Here is a 15,520-nt window from a genome sequence, read left to right as displayed (position 1 = left end):
AAAAAGGATATCTGTTATGGATTTGCGTCGTAAATTGATCGTCAAGCCGGGAACCACGGTTCGCCTTAAAGATGTCAACGCATCTTATCACGCTCACTACAAAACAGAACATGACGCCGACAAGGATATTGAAGAACATCAGGCACGTGTCAGCGCCTATCAGCAAAAACTATATGCTGAAAAGAAGCATGCCCTTTTGATTGTTCTTCAGGGAATTGATGCGGCTGGTAAAGATGGTACCTGTTGGCACGTCATGAAAGCGATGAACCCTCAGGGAACATCCGTGCATGGCTTCAAACAGCCAACGGAAGAAGAAAAGCTCCATGATTTCTTATGGCGCGTTCACCCTTATACGCCTGCCCGAGGACAGGTCAGTGTGTTTAACCGATCGCATTACGAAGATGTGTTGGTAACCAGAGTGCATGATCTGGTTCCCAAAAAAATCTGGTCAAATCGTTATGACCTGATCAACGATTTTGAAAAAATGCTGGTTGCGAACAATGTGACCATTCTGAAGTTCTTCTTGTATATTACGCCGGAGGAACAGTTGGAACGCTTTCGTCAGCGTCTGGATGATCCGGCCAGACAGTGGAAAATCAGTGATGCTGATTACAAGGAGCGAGAGTACTGGGATAAATATACTGCCGCATATCAGGATATGATGGAAAAATGTTCAACAAAGCATGCTCCTTGGTATATTATTTCATCCAATAACAAATGGTTCAGAAATCTTGCAGTGTCTAATATTATCTGGAAAACCCTTCAGGACATGGACCTGAAATTTCCGGAACCTACTGTTGATATTGAGAAAATCAGAAAAGAATATCATCACGCGAAAAAGGAAAATATCTAATTCCGGGGCTCAGGGGCGGCCTTTTTGTTTGGGATTTGAGATTTCCGGTTTCTGGGCTGGTATGATTGATGAATATAACGCTTTTTATTTTCCTGATGGTTTATCTGGCAATGGGGCTGGGCAAATTGCCCGGCTTCAAAGTCGATCGTACAGGCGCGGCCATGATTGGTGCCATGGCGATGATGGCTGTGGGCAGTATCGGTGCCAAAGCTGCATGGGTGGCAGTCGATTATCGAACCATTGGCATGCTTTTCGGCTTGATGGTCGTGTCGGGTGCCTTCGCTGAATCCGGGTTTTATGAATGGACAGCACGCAAGGTTGCAACGCTTTCTGTAGGGCCAATAGCACTTCTGGCCGTCTTTGTAGCGGTGTCTGGTTGCCTGTCTGCGCTGCTGACGAATGATGTCGTTGTGGTCGCCATGACGCCTCTTCTGGTCTCCGTAACTTTGGCGCGTGGCCTTAATCCGGTTCCGTTTCTGCTGGCTTTTTGCTTTGCCGCCAATACAGGATCAGCCGGGACTTTAATTGGAAGCCCGCAAAATATGATTGCAGCCCAGGAACTCGGGATTTCATTTACAGGCTTTTTATCTGTCGCTGGAATACCGGCCTTGCTGTCCTTGTCTATTGTATGGGGGATTGTTGCCTGGATGTATCGTGGAAAATGGACTTTAGAACATGCAGGAGTTTCCGAGGAAAGCACCGGAACAAAAACGGAGCAAACTCCCTTAAATATTCAGGAGACCTGCAAAGCAATATTTATAACCATTTCCGTGATTATCGCATTTGTTTTGGATGTTTGGCCAAAAGAGCTGGTTGCGTTGACCGCTGCTGCAATTCTTCTTTTGAATAGAAAAATTTCATCGAGTGATGTTCTTCGTAGAGTTGACGCAAATCTTTTATTGTTGATATCGGGTCTGTTTATCGTCAACGCGGCATTATCAAAAACAGGTTTGCCACAAAATATTCTACACCATCTTCATGGCTATGGAATTGATTTGAATGATCCCTTGTCCCTGTTTCTGACGAGCGCAACTTTGAGTAATATTATTGGAAACAACCCTACTGTCATGTTGCTGGTCCCATTCCTGAATTCAGGTGCAAACGTGAATGCCGTGGGGGCTGCTTTGGCACTGGGAACAGGTTTCTTTAGCAACCTGATCATCTTTGGCAGCCTTGCAGGGATTATTGTTGTCGAGCAGTCAGCGCGCTGCGGCGTGAAGATTTCATTCGCGACTTTTACGCGCGTGGGGGCCCCAATCTCTGCCGCCTGTATGTTGATGGCTGCAGGTTGGATCATTTTCCTGACGAGCCACCAGTCATACTGATGCCAGGAGGAATGAGGCTGGGCGGATACCATTTTTGATACCCGTCCGGTTTGACCGTCTCTGTAATAGGGCGAAGGCGTTACGCTCTGGCTTGCTATGCGGCTGACTTCGGCAGGGATTCCATGGTAAGTCGGCAGGCTGCGAGATCCCACGCGGCACAGCCGACGCTTTTGAAAAAGACCGGCTGGTCCTGCTCAGGCTTCTCCTCAAGGAAATCCGCCAGAGCCCACACCTCTGACCAATTTTTCCCGGCCTGAAGAATGTCCCCCGCTTCGTGGGGTGCGCCAATGGGATCATCGACAACGCAAAGACTTTTCAGGACGATCCCCGGTCCGATCTCGATCATGTCCGGTTTGTATGCACCGACACCGATCACCAGTGTTTCCGGCGCAGCCTCCTGATCGAAAAGGATTTCCCGGCTGCTGGTGACGGAAATGACCGCATCGTAATGGTCTGCTGTCTCTCTCTCGGCCTGAATGCGAAGAGCGGGGTAAGGGCCCTCGATCAGGGACTGGATACGCTGCGTGTTCCGCCCACGGATCGTCACGGAAAGGCCCGGATAGAGCTCATTCAGTGCTTCAAGATGAACCCGTGCCTGTGCGCCGGTCCCGATGAGCAGAACGTGTTTGAGGCGTTTTGGTCGAAAGCAGGACAGTCCAAGCATCGAGATCGCGGCGGTGCGCCGCTCGGTCGCGGTAATGCCGTTCATGGCGAACAAAAAACGTCCGTTTTGCCCATCCAGACACGTCACCTGTCCCTGAAGGGTCGGTAGAGCGCTATTTCCGGGAAAAATGGTCAACAGCTTGTGTGCGATCAGGTCCGGCCCACAGGCCACCATCGACAGCACCGTTCCGGTGCGGTCGGCGGTCGGCACGACAAGGCGTTCCGGACAGACGATGGTCCCGTCCCGATATTCCGTAATGGCTGTTCTCAGCGCTGCGATCAGGGGCTGAAAGGGCAGGGCCTGTCGTGTTTCATCGGCAGAGAGAAGGCGCATGGAGGCTCCGGGACAGTGTCAGGGGAAGGGGAGTTTTGCCTCAGGAGCCGAGGCGTGCAACCAGCGTCATTTCGACTTTCCAGGCGGGGTCCACCAGACGGGCTTCCACCGTGGCCCGTGCAGGCTTGGCGTCCTGATCGAGCCAGGCGTCCCACGCTCTGTTCATCGCGCCGATCTCGGAAATATCCGTCAGGAAGATCTGGACGGAGACGATGTCGCTTTTCCGGCTTCCGGCCTGTGCCAGAAGGCTGTCAATCTGATGGAGGACGTTGGCGGTCTGGCCTTCGGTGTCCAGGGTTTCGTCGGTGGTCACCTGACCCGCAAAGTGGATCATGCCATTGCAGATGACAGCGCCGCTGAGGCGCTCGTGAGGATCCAGACGTGTGATCGACATTGCTGATGGTCCTTGTTCTTGGGGAAGGAAATTTCAGGAAATGATTGCGGGCAGCTGCATGACGTCCTGCAGATAAGCATCATAAAGACTGCGGAAAACCGGACCGGGAGCACCGCCGCCGACACCCACACCATCCATTTCGATAACGGGGACGGCGATCGTCGAGGCACTCGTATAAAAGACTTCCGCCGCGCACAGAACGTCCACCTTTGAAAATGGCCGCTCCACGATCGTCAGACCGTGACGTTTGGCAATTTCGATGATCGTGCGTCGCGTAATGCCCGGAAGAATATCCTGAGAAAGATTGCGCGTAATCAGTTCGTTGCTCGCACTGACGATGAATGCGGTCGAGGAAGCGCCTTCGGTGATCTCGTCGCCATCCAGCATCCAGGCCTCGTTCACCCCGGCCTGTTTCACGGCGTGCTTGGCCATGACCTGCGCCAGAAGCGATGTGGACTTGATGTCCCGTCGCGCCCAGCGCAGATCGGGCACGGTAATGATCCGCCCACCGGTTTCGATGACCGGATTGGACTGGACCCGGTTGAACTGCGGGAACATCACCACGGTGGGCTCAAGACCGTCCTTGTACTGGAAAGCCCGTTCGGCCACACCGCGGCTGACCTGAATATAGATCAGCCCGTTGCGCAGTTCATTGCGGCGCATGAGTTCGGTCTCAATGCCAGTCCATTTCTCGATGCTGAACGGGTTGGCAATGCCGATCTCTGCCAGTGAGCGGTCCAGACGCCGGAGATGGTGGTCGTTATCCACCAGACGCCCCTCAATGACGGCCGTCACCTCATAGACGCCATCCCCGAAAAGAAACCCGCGATCCATGACAGGAATGACGGCCTCCCGAAGAGGAACGAATTTACCCATAACGAACCCGATACGGTTGTCGATAGTCGACACGATCCCTCCACTGCAAGCCGGTCTGTTGAGGCCTTGTATAAAAGAAGTTTCCCGCGCTGGCGTATCGGATATCCGGACTGGCTATTCATGGGCGTGATAGTGACCCACAACTGCCGATAGAGCGGACACTGGACGCACTCATGCCTGACATGGAGTATTTTTCGACCCGATATCATTCCCAGAGCAGGCAAGGACGACCCTCATGGACCATTTCGATCTCATTCTGAAAAACGGGACTGTCGTCACCTCGTCGCAGGAACGCGCCGATATTGGCTGCCGTGACGGAAAGATCGTCGCCATCGGAGATCTCGGTCGCGCAGAGGCAACCGAAGTCATCGACTGTACTGGTCTGCACGTCCTGCCCGGCATCATCGACCCGCATGTCCATCTGCGCGAACCGGGCAATGCCAGCGTCGAGACCATCCATGACGGAACGAGGGGCGCCATTCTTGGCGGCGTGACGGCGGTTTTCGACATGCCGAATACGGCGGAATCAGTGGTTTCCCAAGAGGTTCTGGACCGCAAGCGCGCCATGATTCCGGGTAAGAGCTGGTGTGATATCGGGCTCTATGTCGGGGCGACGAAGAAGAACATCGACACGCTGGATATACTCGAAGTTCAGGACAATGTCTGCGCGATCAAGGTCTTTGCTGGATCATCGACGGGTGATCTTCTTGTGGAAGACGATGCCAGTCTCGAAGCCCTGATGCGGAATGGCACCCGCCGCGTCTGCTACCATTCAGAGGACGAAACGCGCCTTCAGGAACGTAAGAAGCTCTTTTCCGTCGGCCAGCCCTATCGCACGCATATGGAATGGCGGGACGTAGAATGTGCGTTTCTTGGCACCCGCCGCCTGATGTCGCTGGCGCGAAAAACAGGGCGCAAGACGCATATCCTGCATGTCTCCACCGCGGAAGAACTCGCCTATATGCGCGATTTCAAGGATATCGGAACGGTCGAGGTTCTGGTCAATCACCTTACGCAGGTCGGACCGGATGTTTACGATCGCCTTGGGGGTTACGCGATCATGAACCCGCCCATCCGTGACCAGCGCCACTACGATGCGTCCTGGGCGGCGGTCAATGCGGGAGATGTGGATTGCATCGGCTCCGATCATGCACCCCATTCCCGTGAGGCCAAGGAACGCCCTTGGCCGCTGACTTCTGCGGGTCTCACGGGCGTGCAGACGCTTGTCCCCATCATGCTTGATCATGTGAACGCCGGTCGTCTGCCGCTTGAGCGGATGGTATCGCTGATGTCCGCTGGTCCCGCGCGCGTCTATGGCGCAGTCGGGAAGGGGCATATCGCTCCGGGCTATGACGCGGACTTCACGATCGTTGATCTTGCCCACCGCCGGACGATCGAGGAAAGCTGGATTACGTCTCCCTGCGGCTGGACACCGTTTGCAGGCGTGTCCTGCACGGGCTGGCCCGTCATGACGGTCATTCGCGGTCAGGCCGTCATGCGCGAGGACGAAATCATCGGATCGCCCCGCGGTGCGGTCGTGTCCTTTTCCTGATGCTCAAGGCTCTTTGGGAAGATCGGTTACAACCTCGCGGACGCGCTCCAGAAAAAAGCGTCCAAGCCGCGAAAGCGAGCGGTTCTCGGACCATATCGCATACGCGGCGACGGGAATGGCCGGTGCAAAGGGGCGGCTGACGAGTTTGAAGCGCCCCGACGAGGCCGTCAGCGGGTCCACAATTGCGACCCCCGCATTGGCTTCCGCAAGCGTACAGGCTGTGTTGGCGTAGCGGACTTCGGCAGAGAAGGTGAAACCCTCGTCTTCCTGATCGAAGGCCGCGCGTGTGGCTTCCCCGAGCTTGGTGCCGGATTCCAGGGCGATGAAATGATAGTCCCGCAGGTCCCAGGGGCGGATCTGCCGGCGTTCGCTGAGCGGATGACCCGGCGGCATGACGCAGACCATCTCGCCGCGATACAGAACTTCCGACGCCAGCCCCGGCTTGCCGCTGAAGCCGAGCGCAAATCCCAGTTCCGCCTTGTGGCTTTCCACACTGTTGACGACGCCTTCATAGCGCCGGACGTCGAAATACGTCCGGATTTTCGGCCGAAGGGACTGCGTGCGCTGGATCGCCGTTGCCAGCATCCCGTATCCGATCGGCGGTGTGGCCACGAGCCGGAGCTGCCCGGCCCGGCTGTCCCGAAGATCCTGAATCCGGCCTTCGAGCCGTTCATGCAGATCGAAGATTGCCTCCGCGTCATCCACGATGATCGTGGCTTCAGGCGTCGGGTAAATCCGGTTGTTGACCCTCTGGAACAGGGCGAAGCCCACCTGATCCTCCATCGTGCGGATGGCGTTGCTGATCGCAGGCTGCGACAGCCCCAGAACGCGCGCGGCTGCGACGGTTGTGTTGTGGCGAATGATCGCCCGGAGGATCTCGATCTGGCGGAGGTTCATCTATAAGTTTTTTGAATATGAAGGTGGGATATCTGATTAGCGGGATTATTGAGCTAACCGAAACAAAATGGCAATGAATTTGTAACCGGCCGGTGTGCGAAGGGGTTCGCCGTCGTGCCGCATATGAGACCCGGACGAGAGAAAATGACTATGGGACGGATCATTCGGATTGCCGCAGCCCAGATGGGCCCGACACAGAAAGCCGATGCGCGGAGCCATACGGTCGGGCGCATGATCGCCCTTCTGGAAGAGGCAGCCTCGAAAGGTGCCACGCTCGTTGTCTATCCCGAACTCGCGTTCACGACATTCTTCCCGCGCTGGCTGCTTGAGGGAGCAGAGCTCCTGAAGGAATACGAGCGTTCCATGCCCAATCCGGAGGTCCAGCCTCTGTTCGATCGGGCCAGGGAGCTCGGCATAGGCTTCTATGTCGGCTACGCGGAAATCACGCCCGAAGGCGAACGTTTCAATACCAGCATTATTGTTGCGTGCGATGGCACGATCCTTGGCAAGTACCGCAAGGTCCATCTGCCGGGTTCGGTCGAGCCAAGGCCCGGCGCGCAATTCCAGCAGCTCGAGAAGCGCTATTTCGAATATGGCGATCTCGGTTTCCCGGTTTATCGTGCGGGAGCGGAATGGTCCGGTGCCCTTATCGGCATGCTGATCTGCAACGACCGCCGCTGGCCGGAAGCCTGGCGCACGCTGGCCCTGCAAGGCATGGAACTGCTCTGCGTGGGCTATAATTCCGCCGCCTACGATCCAAACGGTGGCGATACCGAAAGTGCGGATCTGCGCACCTTCCATGCGCAGCTCGTCGCGCAGGCCAATGCGTATATGAATGCCTGCTGGGCCGTAGCCGTGGCAAAAGCGGGCGACGAGGACGGGTCCTGCCTGATCGGCGGAAGCTGCATCGTTGACCCGAACGGCCAGATTGTGGCCCAGACCACGACCCTTGCCGACGAAGTGATTGTCGCGGACTGTGATCTTGATCTCTGCCAGCAGGGCAAGACCAAGATGTTCAACTTCGAGGCACATCGGCGGCCGCAATGGTATACCCGCATCACAAGCCAGACGGGCGTCATCTACCCGGAGGACGAAATCGGCTGATGACGTCGACATTCCGGACACTCCTGTCTCTGACGGCCTGTCTCCTCTGGGGGCATGTGGAGGGCGCACAGGCGTCTTCGGGAGTGCTCCGGATTGCGGTTAATCCGATTTATCCACCGCTTGAATTCCGCGATCCGGTCACGGACCGCCTGACCGGCTTCGACATTGATTTCGGAAATGCCCTGGCGGCCCGCATGGGTGTGAAGGCCGAATGGGTTGAGACGGCCTTCCCGCAAATGATTCCCTCGGTCCAGAGCGGCCGCACCGACATGATCCTCAGTGGATTTTCCGACCGTCCCGAACGCCGCGCCTTTCTGGATTTTCTGGACTATCTCAAATCCGGCGCACAGGTCCTCGTCCTGTCACAGGGCGATGTCCGGAGCCCCGAGATGCTGTGCGGCCGAAGGGTCGCTGCCAGCCGCGCCACATCCTTCCCCACCATGATCCGGCAGTGGAGTCACGACCACTGCGAGGCGCAGGGACGTCCCGCGATGGTGTTCTACCCATCCGAAAGCGGGGCAGACGCCCGGATACAGCTCCTTCAGGGGCGCGTTGCGGCCATGGTGCAGGGGGGCGAGACGGTCGGATATTTTATCGATATCACCCATCACGCCTTCCGCCGACTGGGAAATCCGCTGTCGAACATGCTGCTGTCGATGGCTTTTCCCAAAGGACAGACTGCCCTTGAGGCACAGGTCGCGCACGCCTTCGCCAGTCTCAGGGCAGACGGAACCTACGCACGCCTTCTTCAGCGCTGGTCCCTTCAGGACGCCGCACTTTCCGACCCGGACTCAGACGGATCAACACCATGACCAGAATGACAGAGTCTTCCCGGCTTCTTGCCCTGCCGCGTGGAAGGGGTATCGCATGGACGCAGATCGCCTCGGGCGTCGTGCTGCTCGCCCTCTGCGCCTGGATCATCCATGCCTTCGTCGTGGGGCAGATCGAATGGCGCTATGTCGGCCAGTTCCTTTTTGTACCGTCCATCCTGCGCGGCGTTGGCGCCACGCTGCTGATGGCGGTATGCGCCATGGCGCTGGGCATGGTCGCGGGCATCGTTCTGGCGCTGGGCCGGTTATCCACGGCCTGGCTGCCCCGGATCGTCTCGGGGTTATACGTCTGGCTGTTCCGTGGCGTGCCGGTCATCCTGCAACTGCTGATCTGGTTCAACCTTGCGCTGATCTTTCCGCACGTCATCCTGCCTGGCATCGGCTCGTACCGGACGGTCGATCTCATGACGCCGTTTCTCTCGTCGCTGTTCGGATTGGGCCTCAATCAGGCCGCCTATATTGCCGAAATCTTTCGCGCCGGTTTCCAGAGCGTGGATCGCGGACAGTATGAAGCCGCGTCCGCCATCGGTATGACGCGCTTGATGGCCATGCGCCGCATCATTTTCCCGCAGGCGTTCCGGACGGTCATCCCGCCGCTGGGCAACGAATTCATCAATATGATCAAGCTGACCTCGCTCGCCAGCCTCATCCAGTATCCCGAAGTCCTGCACAATGCGGAGACGATCTATTACGCCAACACGCGGGTGATCGAACTGCTGATCGTCGCCGGGTTCTGGTATCTGGCCGCCGTGACTGCCCTCTCGCCGTTGCAGCATCTGCTTGAACGCCGCTTTTCACGAGGAAAATCCTCATGACCGAACCTGCGATCTGGATCAGGAACCTGCACAAATCGTTTGGCACGAACCCTGTTCTGAAAGGTGTGTCGCTCGATATCCCACCGGGACAGGTCGTGTGCGTCCTCGGCGGTTCCGGGTCAGGCAAGACGACGATGCTGCGCTGCATCGCCCAGCTTGAGACAGCGGAAGACGGACTGATCGTGATGAGCGGCGAACTGCTCGGCCTCCGGGAGCGGAACGGACGACTGGTCCCCCGAAGCGCGCATGACATTGCCCGTCAGAGACGTCTGGCCGGTATGGTTTTCCAGCGTTTCAATCTCTTCCCGCACATGACGGCGCTTGAAAACGTCATGGAAGGGCCGGTCCGCGTGCAGAAGCGCGCGGCTGCGGAAGCCCGGTCCGAAGCGCTGGAGCTTCTGCGCAGCGTCGGGCTGGAGCATCGCGCGGATCATTATCCCGCGCAGCTTTCCGGCGGCCAGCAGCAGCGCGTCGCCATCGCCCGCGCGCTGGCGCTGAAACCCACCGTCATGCTGTTCGACGAGCCGACCAGCGCGCTCGATCCGGAATCCGTAGGTGATGTGCTGGCCGTCATGAAAAGCGTCGCGGCCAGCGGCGTGACGATGCTGGTCGTCACCCATGAACTCTCTTTCGCCCGGGAAGTCGCCGATCGCATCCTGTTCATGGATGGCGGCGTCATTCTGGAAGATGCCCCGACCGCCGACTTCTTCGGAACCCCACGCGAAGACCGCACACGCGCGTTCCTCGCCGCCGTCCTCGGCCAGAAAACCACTGCCTGACTCTTCACACGCGGAGATACCCCATGACTCGCAGTTACGACGACGTTCCGATCCGCCCCTCGAACCTCGCAGGGGCAGCGCCTGAATTCCCTTGGCCCCACGGCATGCGGGCCGCGATGATGCTGTCCTTCGATATCGACGCCGAAAGTGCCATCACCAGCAAGGACCCGTCCCACGCGGACAAGCTCGTCTCGATGTCCTATGGCGGCTATGAAGCCCGTGTCGGATTACCCAAGGTCCTCGAACTGCTGCGTGAACTGGACCTCAAGGCCACGTTCTTCACGACCGGCTGGGCAGCGGATGCCTACCCTGCGATGGTGGAAAGCGTTCTGCGCGACGGCCACGAAGTCGGCCATCACGGCTATCATCACCTGCTGCCCGATCCCGGATCGGCGCATATCGAGGACGAACTGGCACGCGGTTTCGAGGCGCTGGCCAAGCATGGCGTGCGCCCCGTGGGCTACAGAGCGCCCTATGGAGAAAGCTGTGACGAACTGCGCACGGCGCTTAAGCGCGAAGGCATGCTCTATTCCAGCTCATGGCGTGATGATGTGCGCCCCTACCGTCAGATCCTGCCGGACCTGACGCCGGGCGTCGTCGAGCTTCCGCCATCCTCCTGTTTCGATGACTGGATGCACGGCCTCAGCACCCGCTTTGGTGCGCGCTCGATCTTCCCGAAGGAACACGTGCTGTCCATGTGGAAGGACGAACTGGACGAAACACGCGCCTGGGGCGGCATGGTCGGCACCGTCCTGCACCCGCTGGTCAGTGGCCGTCCGATGCGTCTGCGTCTGCTGCGCAATTTCCTGCTCTACACGATCGAATGCCGTGACGTCTGGATCGCCACGGGCGAGCAGATCGCCCGCCATTTCGAGGCGTGTGAAGCGGCCGGATCGACCGCACCATGACCGCCCGTCCGATCCGCATTTCCGGACTGCGACAGGCCGTCCTGTGGGACGAGCGTAGTGCGGGGCATGTCTATGCGCCCGACACCGACCTCGTGATCGAGAACGGCCGGATCGTTTTCGCCGGCCCTGCATCGGAACTGCCGGACGTGTATTCCGCATTGCCGGTCGATGTGGACGGGCGCGATCTCATGGCCATGCCGGGGCTGGTAGATGTCCATTCCCACCCGGCGACGGAACCCATGAGCCGGGGCATGTTCGATGAGCTCGGCTCCCCCGGCCTGTTCTATTCGTCCCTGTACGAATACATGCCGGTCTTCCGCGCCGATGCCGCCAGCAAACCGGACTGCGCCCGCGTGGCCTATAGCGAAATGCTGCTCTCGGGCGTCACCACGATCGTGGACCTGTCCACGCCGTGGGCGGGCTGGCTCGATGCGGCGACGGAAAGCGGGCTGAGGGTCTGTCTGGGGCCGATGTTCCGCTCCGCCGCATGGAAAACCACAAACGGCTATACCGTCGATTACAGTTGGAGCGAGGACGGCGGGCAGCGCTCGATGGACGAAGCGCTGGAAACCGTGGACGCAGCACAGGCCAATGCGTCGGGCCGTCTGTCCGGCATGATCGTCCCGGCCCAGATCGACACCTGCTCCCCCGAAATCCTGAAAGCCTCGTTTGCCGCCGCCGGAAAACGCGATGTGCCGTGGCAGACACATGCGGCGCAGTCGATCGTCGAGTTTCAGGAAATCACCCGCCGCCACGGCATGACGCCCGTTCAGTGGCTCGACAGTCTGGGCGTGCTCTCAAGCCGCAGCATCGTCGGCCATGCGATCTTTCTGGACGACCATCCGTCCACGCCCTGGCACACGAAACGCGATCTCGACATCCTCGCCAGCCGGGACGCGGGTGTCGCGCATTGCGCTACGGTTTTCGCCCGGCGCGGCTACGTCCTGCGTGACTTCGGACGCTACAAACGCGCCGGAATCCGCATCGGCCTGGGGACAGACACCTACCCGCACACCATGCTCGATGATCTGCGTCTGACAGCCTATCTGGGCCGCGTGCAGGAACAGAGCCCCGAAGCCGTCTCCACGCGTGACGTGTTCGATGCTGCCACCTGTGTGGGCGCTTCCCTGCTCGGACGGGATGATATCGGCCGCCTGAAAACCGGCGGCCCGGCCGATCTGGTGCTGGTCGATCTGTCGCATCCGATGATGCGTCCTTCGATCGATCCGGTGCGCTCGCTCATTTTCTCCGCCGATGACCGCGCCATCCACTCCGTCTACGTGGCGGGCCGCAAGGTCGTGGAGAAGGGGAGGGTGCTCACCATGGATTATGAAGGTGCGACTTCCCGTCTGGTCGAGGAGCAGGCGCGGATTGTCGGCTCCGTTGCCCAGCGTGACCGGCTGGGCCGGTCCGTGGAAACACTCGTGCCGCCCACCTTTCCGACCCGCCGCTGATGTGCCGCGCCATGCCCCCGTTTGTAGCGCGGTTCATGCCGCACTTCTTCGCGGTCATCGCGCTTCTGGGTCTCGGTGCCGCAAAAGCCGAGGCCCCTGATCTCCCGCTGGGGCTGTATCCCAGCTATCCGCCGCTCGACATGCGCGACACCACTACGGGCGAACTCGAAGGCTTCGATGTCGATCTCGCAACGGCCCTGAGCCAGCGGATGGGCATGGCGCCCCGGATGGTCGAGACGGGTTTTGCGCAACTCATCCCCTCCCTTCTGACGGGGCGGATCAGGATGTTTTTCAACGGCATGGTGGATACGCCCCTGCGACGCCAGAGCGTCTCCTTTGTCGATTACCTGCAATCGGGCTTCCAGTTCGTGACCCTTTCGGGGGACGATCAGGCCCCGTCCAGCCTGCCTGAACTCTGCGGCCGCAGGGTGGCGGCCAGCCGCGTGACCTCCGTTCCCGCCGAGCTTCTGGCTTGGAGCGAGCGCAACTGCGTGGCCAAAAATCGTCCGCCCGTCCTTCTCTTCGCGACCGAAAACTCGGCAGATGCGCGGCTCCAGCTTCGCGAAGGTCGCGTGGTTGCTGCCCTGCAAGACAGCCTGACGCTTCCCTGGACGGTTGAAATCAGCGGCCACACGCTTCAGGCTCTGGGTGAGCCGTTTCATCTGAGCCCTTTGGGCATCGGCCTACCCAAAGGGAACGCCGCCTTCACCTGCCGCGTCTCAAACGCGCTTTTGGCGCTTCAGCAGGACGGAACCTATCTGTCCCTGATCCATAAATGGCACCTGCCCGAAAATGCTGCCCTTCCGGCGCAGCCCGTTCCCAAGGAGTGCATCGATCATGCTCCCTGACCGTATTCTCGTTATCAACCCCAATTCTTCGTCTCAGGTGACGCGTGCGATTGATGCCGCGCTTGCTCCGATGCGCGAGCGCACGTCCTTCCGGATTGATGTGATGGATCTTCCCGAAGCCCCACCAGGTGTTGCGTTGCAGAGCGATGCCGACGAGGTCGCGCCGCTGGTGCAGCGCGCCATCCGCGACAACGCGGCAGAAGCCTACGCCATAGCCTGTTTCAGTGATCCGGGCGTTGCGGGCGCGCGCGAAAACACACCGGGCGCCGCAGTCCGCGGGATCGGGGAAAGCGCGATCCTGCACGCCCTGACGAAGGCAGACCGCTTCGGCATCATCGCCCTGTCCGAAAAATCGGTCTTCCGTCAGCGCCGTCTGGTGCGCGGAATGGGTGTGGGCGAGCGCTATGCCGGCAGTCTCGGCATCGGCACCACGGCTGCCGGTGCCACGGATCATGCGCTGCTCGACAGGATGGTTGATGCGGCAAAACGCCTCGTCGATCAGGGCGCCGATACGATCCTCATGGGCTGTGCAGGCATGGCGCATTTCCAGCCGCATCTTGAAGACATCTGCCAACGCCCCGTCATCGAACCCACCCGCGCGGCCGTCGCCCTCCTGATCGGAGACCTTACCCTCAGGCCCTGATAGGTGCTCGGACACAGGCCAGCGCTCCAACCCCCGCCAGCCCCAGAAACACCAGCATCCCATCCGCCAGCCACCAATCCCCGAGAAGCGTAACACTCCACGACATGGCCAGCGGCACCACCGCAACGGACAGGTTCCCCAGAAACTGCGTCCACGATGACACTTGCGCCGTGGATGCCCCGCCGAACTCCTGTACGCAGGACCAGATCGAGATCTGGCCTAATCCCAGAAACGCCGCTGCGATGAGGGCGAGAGGGAGCATGGCTGTGCCGCTCGACATCATCAGGGCCACGGCCAGAAAGGCTGTCCCGCCGCCGAGCCCTGCGATTCCAAGCGGAACCCGTGCGCGCCATTGCGAAAAACCCGCGCGCAGCAGCATGTCCGACGCGACGCCGCCCAGCAGCTTTGACAGCAGAATGACAAGATAGGATGCAGAAACGTACCAGGCGACATGGCTCATGTTCAGGTGGAATGTGTTCCTCAGGTACAGGGGAAACAGGGCCAGAAAAAATCCTTCGACGCCCATGAGACAGAAATAGGCCCCTCCGATACTGAACAGGCGGGACAGGGCAAAGGGTTCTGTCATGCTGGCCCTGTTCTGCGGCACCGAAGGTTCTGCCGCTTTGCGGCTGTAGGCCAGAAGAATGCCGAAGAGCAGGATCCCTGCTGTTCCGTAGATCGCAAAACACAGACGCCATGACAGTGATGTCATAAGAAAAACGGAAAGAGGCGCGCCCACGACGGCTCCAAGGGAGAGTGCGGCCAGCAGGATTGCGATGACGGAAGAGCGGTGAATGGAACTGAAGCGTTGCTGCACGGTGATGAGTGCGGCCGTCCAGTCCGGCGCCTGCCCGATGCCGAGGAGCGCGCGGCACAGGATCAGTTCTGCGATCGTGGTGGCAAAGGCCGTGGAAAGCAGGGCAACGGACCAGAACAGGCAGGCCAGCGCATAGGTCCGGGCCGCGCCCAGTTGGCGGCAGACCCAGCCAGCGGGGATCTGGCAGAGGGCATAGGTAAAAGAGTATGCGGAAATGACATTGCTGATCTGCCCCAGACTGCAGCCGAGGCTGTTCTGGATCTGGGGCGCCATGACGACCATCGCCTGTTTGTCGATGGCCATCAGGAATGTCGCGGGGAGAAGAACCAGTCCGAGAATGCACCAGGGACTGTTCCAGTATCCTCTTGTCCTCAGGTCGTGGTCCAGATCGTGGCGGGCAGGCGGGATGGCATCTGGACTCTGCATCG

16 protein-coding genes are annotated in these 15,520 nt (G+C 59.3%); 11 read left to right on the top strand and 5 right to left on the bottom strand.

The annotated features are described in order from the left end of the window. Positions 1-16: 16 nt before the first annotated feature. Together A0U94_RS09615 and A0U94_RS09610 are read left to right on the top strand one after the other, a co-directional pair. Positions 17-853: a polyphosphate kinase 2 family protein gene (locus A0U94_RS09615; RefSeq protein WP_077803210.1), complete on the top strand. Its 837-nt coding sequence runs from the start codon at positions 17-19 to the stop codon at positions 851-853. Between the two features lie 68 nt (positions 854-921). Continuing rightward, positions 922-2,178: an ArsB/NhaD family transporter gene (locus A0U94_RS09610; protein ID WP_077803209.1), complete on the top strand. Its 1,257-nt coding sequence runs from the start codon at positions 922-924 to the stop codon at positions 2,176-2,178. A 94-nt stretch (positions 2,179-2,272) separates the two neighbouring features. Here A0U94_RS09610 and A0U94_RS09605 read toward each other — a convergent pair whose 3' ends face one another. The 3 genes from A0U94_RS09605 to A0U94_RS09595 are packed head-to-tail and all read right to left on the bottom strand — an operon-like array spanning position 2,273 to position 4,478. Next, a complete protein-coding gene (locus A0U94_RS09605; RefSeq protein ID WP_077803208.1) occupies positions 2,273-3,175 on the bottom strand; it encodes a delta(1)-pyrroline-2-carboxylate reductase family protein in 903 nt (300 codons plus the stop codon). A 40-nt stretch (positions 3,176-3,215) separates the two neighbouring features. After that, positions 3,216-3,569, bottom strand: a complete 354-nt coding sequence (locus A0U94_RS09600) for a RidA family protein (protein WP_062029370.1) — start codon at positions 3,567-3,569, stop codon at positions 3,216-3,218. Positions 3,570-3,602: 33 nt separating this feature from the next. Then, positions 3,603-4,478 (bottom strand): D-amino-acid transaminase, encoded by an 876-nt coding sequence (locus tag A0U94_RS09595; protein ID WP_208611629.1) that lies wholly within the window; start codon positions 4,476-4,478, stop codon positions 3,603-3,605. A 202-nt stretch (positions 4,479-4,680) separates the two neighbouring features. On the opposite strand from A0U94_RS09595, the gene A0U94_RS09590 reads away from it, so the two are divergent. Further along, complete coding sequence (locus A0U94_RS09590; RefSeq protein WP_077803206.1) at positions 4,681-5,997, top strand: dihydroorotase; 1,317 nt, start codon at positions 4,681-4,683, stop codon at positions 5,995-5,997. Between the two features lie 3 nt (positions 5,998-6,000). Here A0U94_RS09590 and A0U94_RS09585 read toward each other — a convergent pair whose 3' ends face one another. After that, a complete protein-coding gene (locus A0U94_RS09585) occupies positions 6,001-6,894 on the bottom strand; it encodes a LysR family transcriptional regulator (RefSeq protein WP_062029366.1) in 894 nt (297 codons plus the stop codon). A 150-nt stretch (positions 6,895-7,044) separates the two neighbouring features. On the opposite strand from A0U94_RS09585, the gene A0U94_RS09580 reads away from it, so the two are divergent. Genes A0U94_RS09580 through A0U94_RS09545 form a run of 8 tightly spaced genes read left to right on the top strand, consistent with a single transcriptional unit; the run spans position 7,045 to position 14,275 of the window. Further along, complete coding sequence (locus tag A0U94_RS09580; RefSeq protein ID WP_077803205.1) at positions 7,045-7,998, top strand: N-carbamoyl-D-amino-acid hydrolase; 954 nt, start codon at positions 7,045-7,047, stop codon at positions 7,996-7,998. Beyond that, entirely contained in the window at positions 7,998-8,810 is an 813-nt protein-coding gene (locus A0U94_RS09575) for an ABC transporter substrate-binding protein (RefSeq protein WP_167369374.1), read from the top strand. The genes A0U94_RS09580 and A0U94_RS09575 overlap by 1 nt, the downstream gene beginning before the upstream one ends. After that, positions 8,807-9,643: an amino acid ABC transporter permease gene (locus A0U94_RS09570; RefSeq protein ID WP_077803203.1), complete on the top strand. Its 837-nt coding sequence runs from the start codon at positions 8,807-8,809 to the stop codon at positions 9,641-9,643. Before A0U94_RS09575 ends, A0U94_RS09570 begins: the two co-directional genes overlap by 4 nt. After that, positions 9,640-10,422 (top strand): amino acid ABC transporter ATP-binding protein, encoded by a 783-nt coding sequence (locus tag A0U94_RS09565; protein ID WP_077803202.1) that lies wholly within the window; start codon positions 9,640-9,642, stop codon positions 10,420-10,422. Before A0U94_RS09570 ends, A0U94_RS09565 begins: the two co-directional genes overlap by 4 nt. A 23-nt stretch (positions 10,423-10,445) precedes the next feature. Then, positions 10,446-11,330, top strand: a complete 885-nt coding sequence (locus A0U94_RS09560; RefSeq protein ID WP_077803201.1) for a polysaccharide deacetylase family protein — start codon at positions 10,446-10,448, stop codon at positions 11,328-11,330. Next, positions 11,327-12,784: an amidohydrolase family protein gene (locus A0U94_RS09555; protein ID WP_077803200.1), complete on the top strand. Its 1,458-nt coding sequence runs from the start codon at positions 11,327-11,329 to the stop codon at positions 12,782-12,784. The genes A0U94_RS09560 and A0U94_RS09555 overlap by 4 nt, the downstream gene beginning before the upstream one ends. Before the next feature lie 11 nt (positions 12,785-12,795). Continuing rightward, entirely contained in the window at positions 12,796-13,632 is an 837-nt protein-coding gene (locus A0U94_RS09550) for an ABC transporter substrate-binding protein (protein WP_167369373.1), read from the top strand. Continuing rightward, positions 13,622-14,275, top strand: coding sequence for an aspartate/glutamate racemase family protein (locus A0U94_RS09545; protein WP_077803198.1), 654 nt, complete (start codon positions 13,622-13,624; stop codon positions 14,273-14,275). Before A0U94_RS09550 ends, A0U94_RS09545 begins: the two co-directional genes overlap by 11 nt. Here A0U94_RS09545 and A0U94_RS09540 read toward each other — a convergent pair. Further along, positions 14,265-15,518 (bottom strand): MFS transporter, encoded by a 1,254-nt coding sequence (locus A0U94_RS09540; RefSeq protein ID WP_077803197.1) that lies wholly within the window; start codon positions 15,516-15,518, stop codon positions 14,265-14,267. The genes A0U94_RS09545 and A0U94_RS09540 overlap by 11 nt on opposite strands. Between the last annotated feature and the right edge of the window lie 2 nt (positions 15,519-15,520).

The sequence above is a fragment of the Gluconobacter albidus genome (assembly GCF_002005485.1).
GTDB lineage: Bacteria > Pseudomonadota > Alphaproteobacteria > Acetobacterales > Acetobacteraceae > Gluconobacter > Gluconobacter albidus.
The sequence above is the reverse complement of the archived record's forward strand: the minus strand, read 5'-3'. Positions and strand labels throughout refer to the sequence as shown.

Excerpts from the sequence above, each read along its gene's own strand:
- A0U94_RS09610 (WP_077803209.1), top strand. The coding sequence starts at position 922 with ATGAATATAACGCTTTTTATTTTCCTGATGGTTTATCTGGCAATGGGG.
- A0U94_RS09590 (WP_077803206.1), top strand. The coding sequence starts at position 4,681 with ATGGACCATTTCGATCTCATTCTGAAAAACGGGACTGTCGTCACCTCG.
- A0U94_RS09605 (WP_077803208.1), bottom strand. The coding sequence starts at position 3,175 with ATGCGCCTTCTCTCTGCCGATGAAACACGACAGGCCCTGCCCTTTCAG.
- A0U94_RS09565 (WP_077803202.1), top strand. The coding sequence starts at position 9,640 with ATGACCGAACCTGCGATCTGGATCAGGAACCTGCACAAATCGTTTGGC.
- A0U94_RS09570 (WP_077803203.1), top strand. The coding sequence starts at position 8,807 with ATGACCAGAATGACAGAGTCTTCCCGGCTTCTTGCCCTGCCGCGTGGA.
- A0U94_RS09550 (WP_167369373.1), top strand. The coding sequence starts at position 12,796 with ATGCCCCCGTTTGTAGCGCGGTTCATGCCGCACTTCTTCGCGGTCATC.
- A0U94_RS09575 (WP_167369374.1), top strand. The coding sequence starts at position 7,998 with ATGACGTCGACATTCCGGACACTCCTGTCTCTGACGGCCTGTCTCCTC.
- A0U94_RS09580 (WP_077803205.1), top strand. The coding sequence starts at position 7,045 with ATGGGACGGATCATTCGGATTGCCGCAGCCCAGATGGGCCCGACACAG.
- A0U94_RS09585 (WP_062029366.1), bottom strand. The coding sequence starts at position 6,894 with ATGAACCTCCGCCAGATCGAGATCCTCCGGGCGATCATTCGCCACAAC.
- A0U94_RS09545 (WP_077803198.1), top strand. The coding sequence starts at position 13,622 with ATGCTCCCTGACCGTATTCTCGTTATCAACCCCAATTCTTCGTCTCAG.
- A0U94_RS09615 (WP_077803210.1), top strand. The coding sequence starts at position 17 with ATGGATTTGCGTCGTAAATTGATCGTCAAGCCGGGAACCACGGTTCGC.
- A0U94_RS09560 (WP_077803201.1), top strand. The coding sequence starts at position 10,446 with ATGACTCGCAGTTACGACGACGTTCCGATCCGCCCCTCGAACCTCGCA.
- A0U94_RS09600 (WP_062029370.1), bottom strand. The coding sequence starts at position 3,569 with ATGTCGATCACACGTCTGGATCCTCACGAGCGCCTCAGCGGCGCTGTC.
- A0U94_RS09555 (WP_077803200.1), top strand. The coding sequence starts at position 11,327 with ATGACCGCCCGTCCGATCCGCATTTCCGGACTGCGACAGGCCGTCCTG.
- A0U94_RS09540 (WP_077803197.1), bottom strand. The coding sequence starts at position 15,518 with ATGCAGAGTCCAGATGCCATCCCGCCTGCCCGCCACGATCTGGACCAC.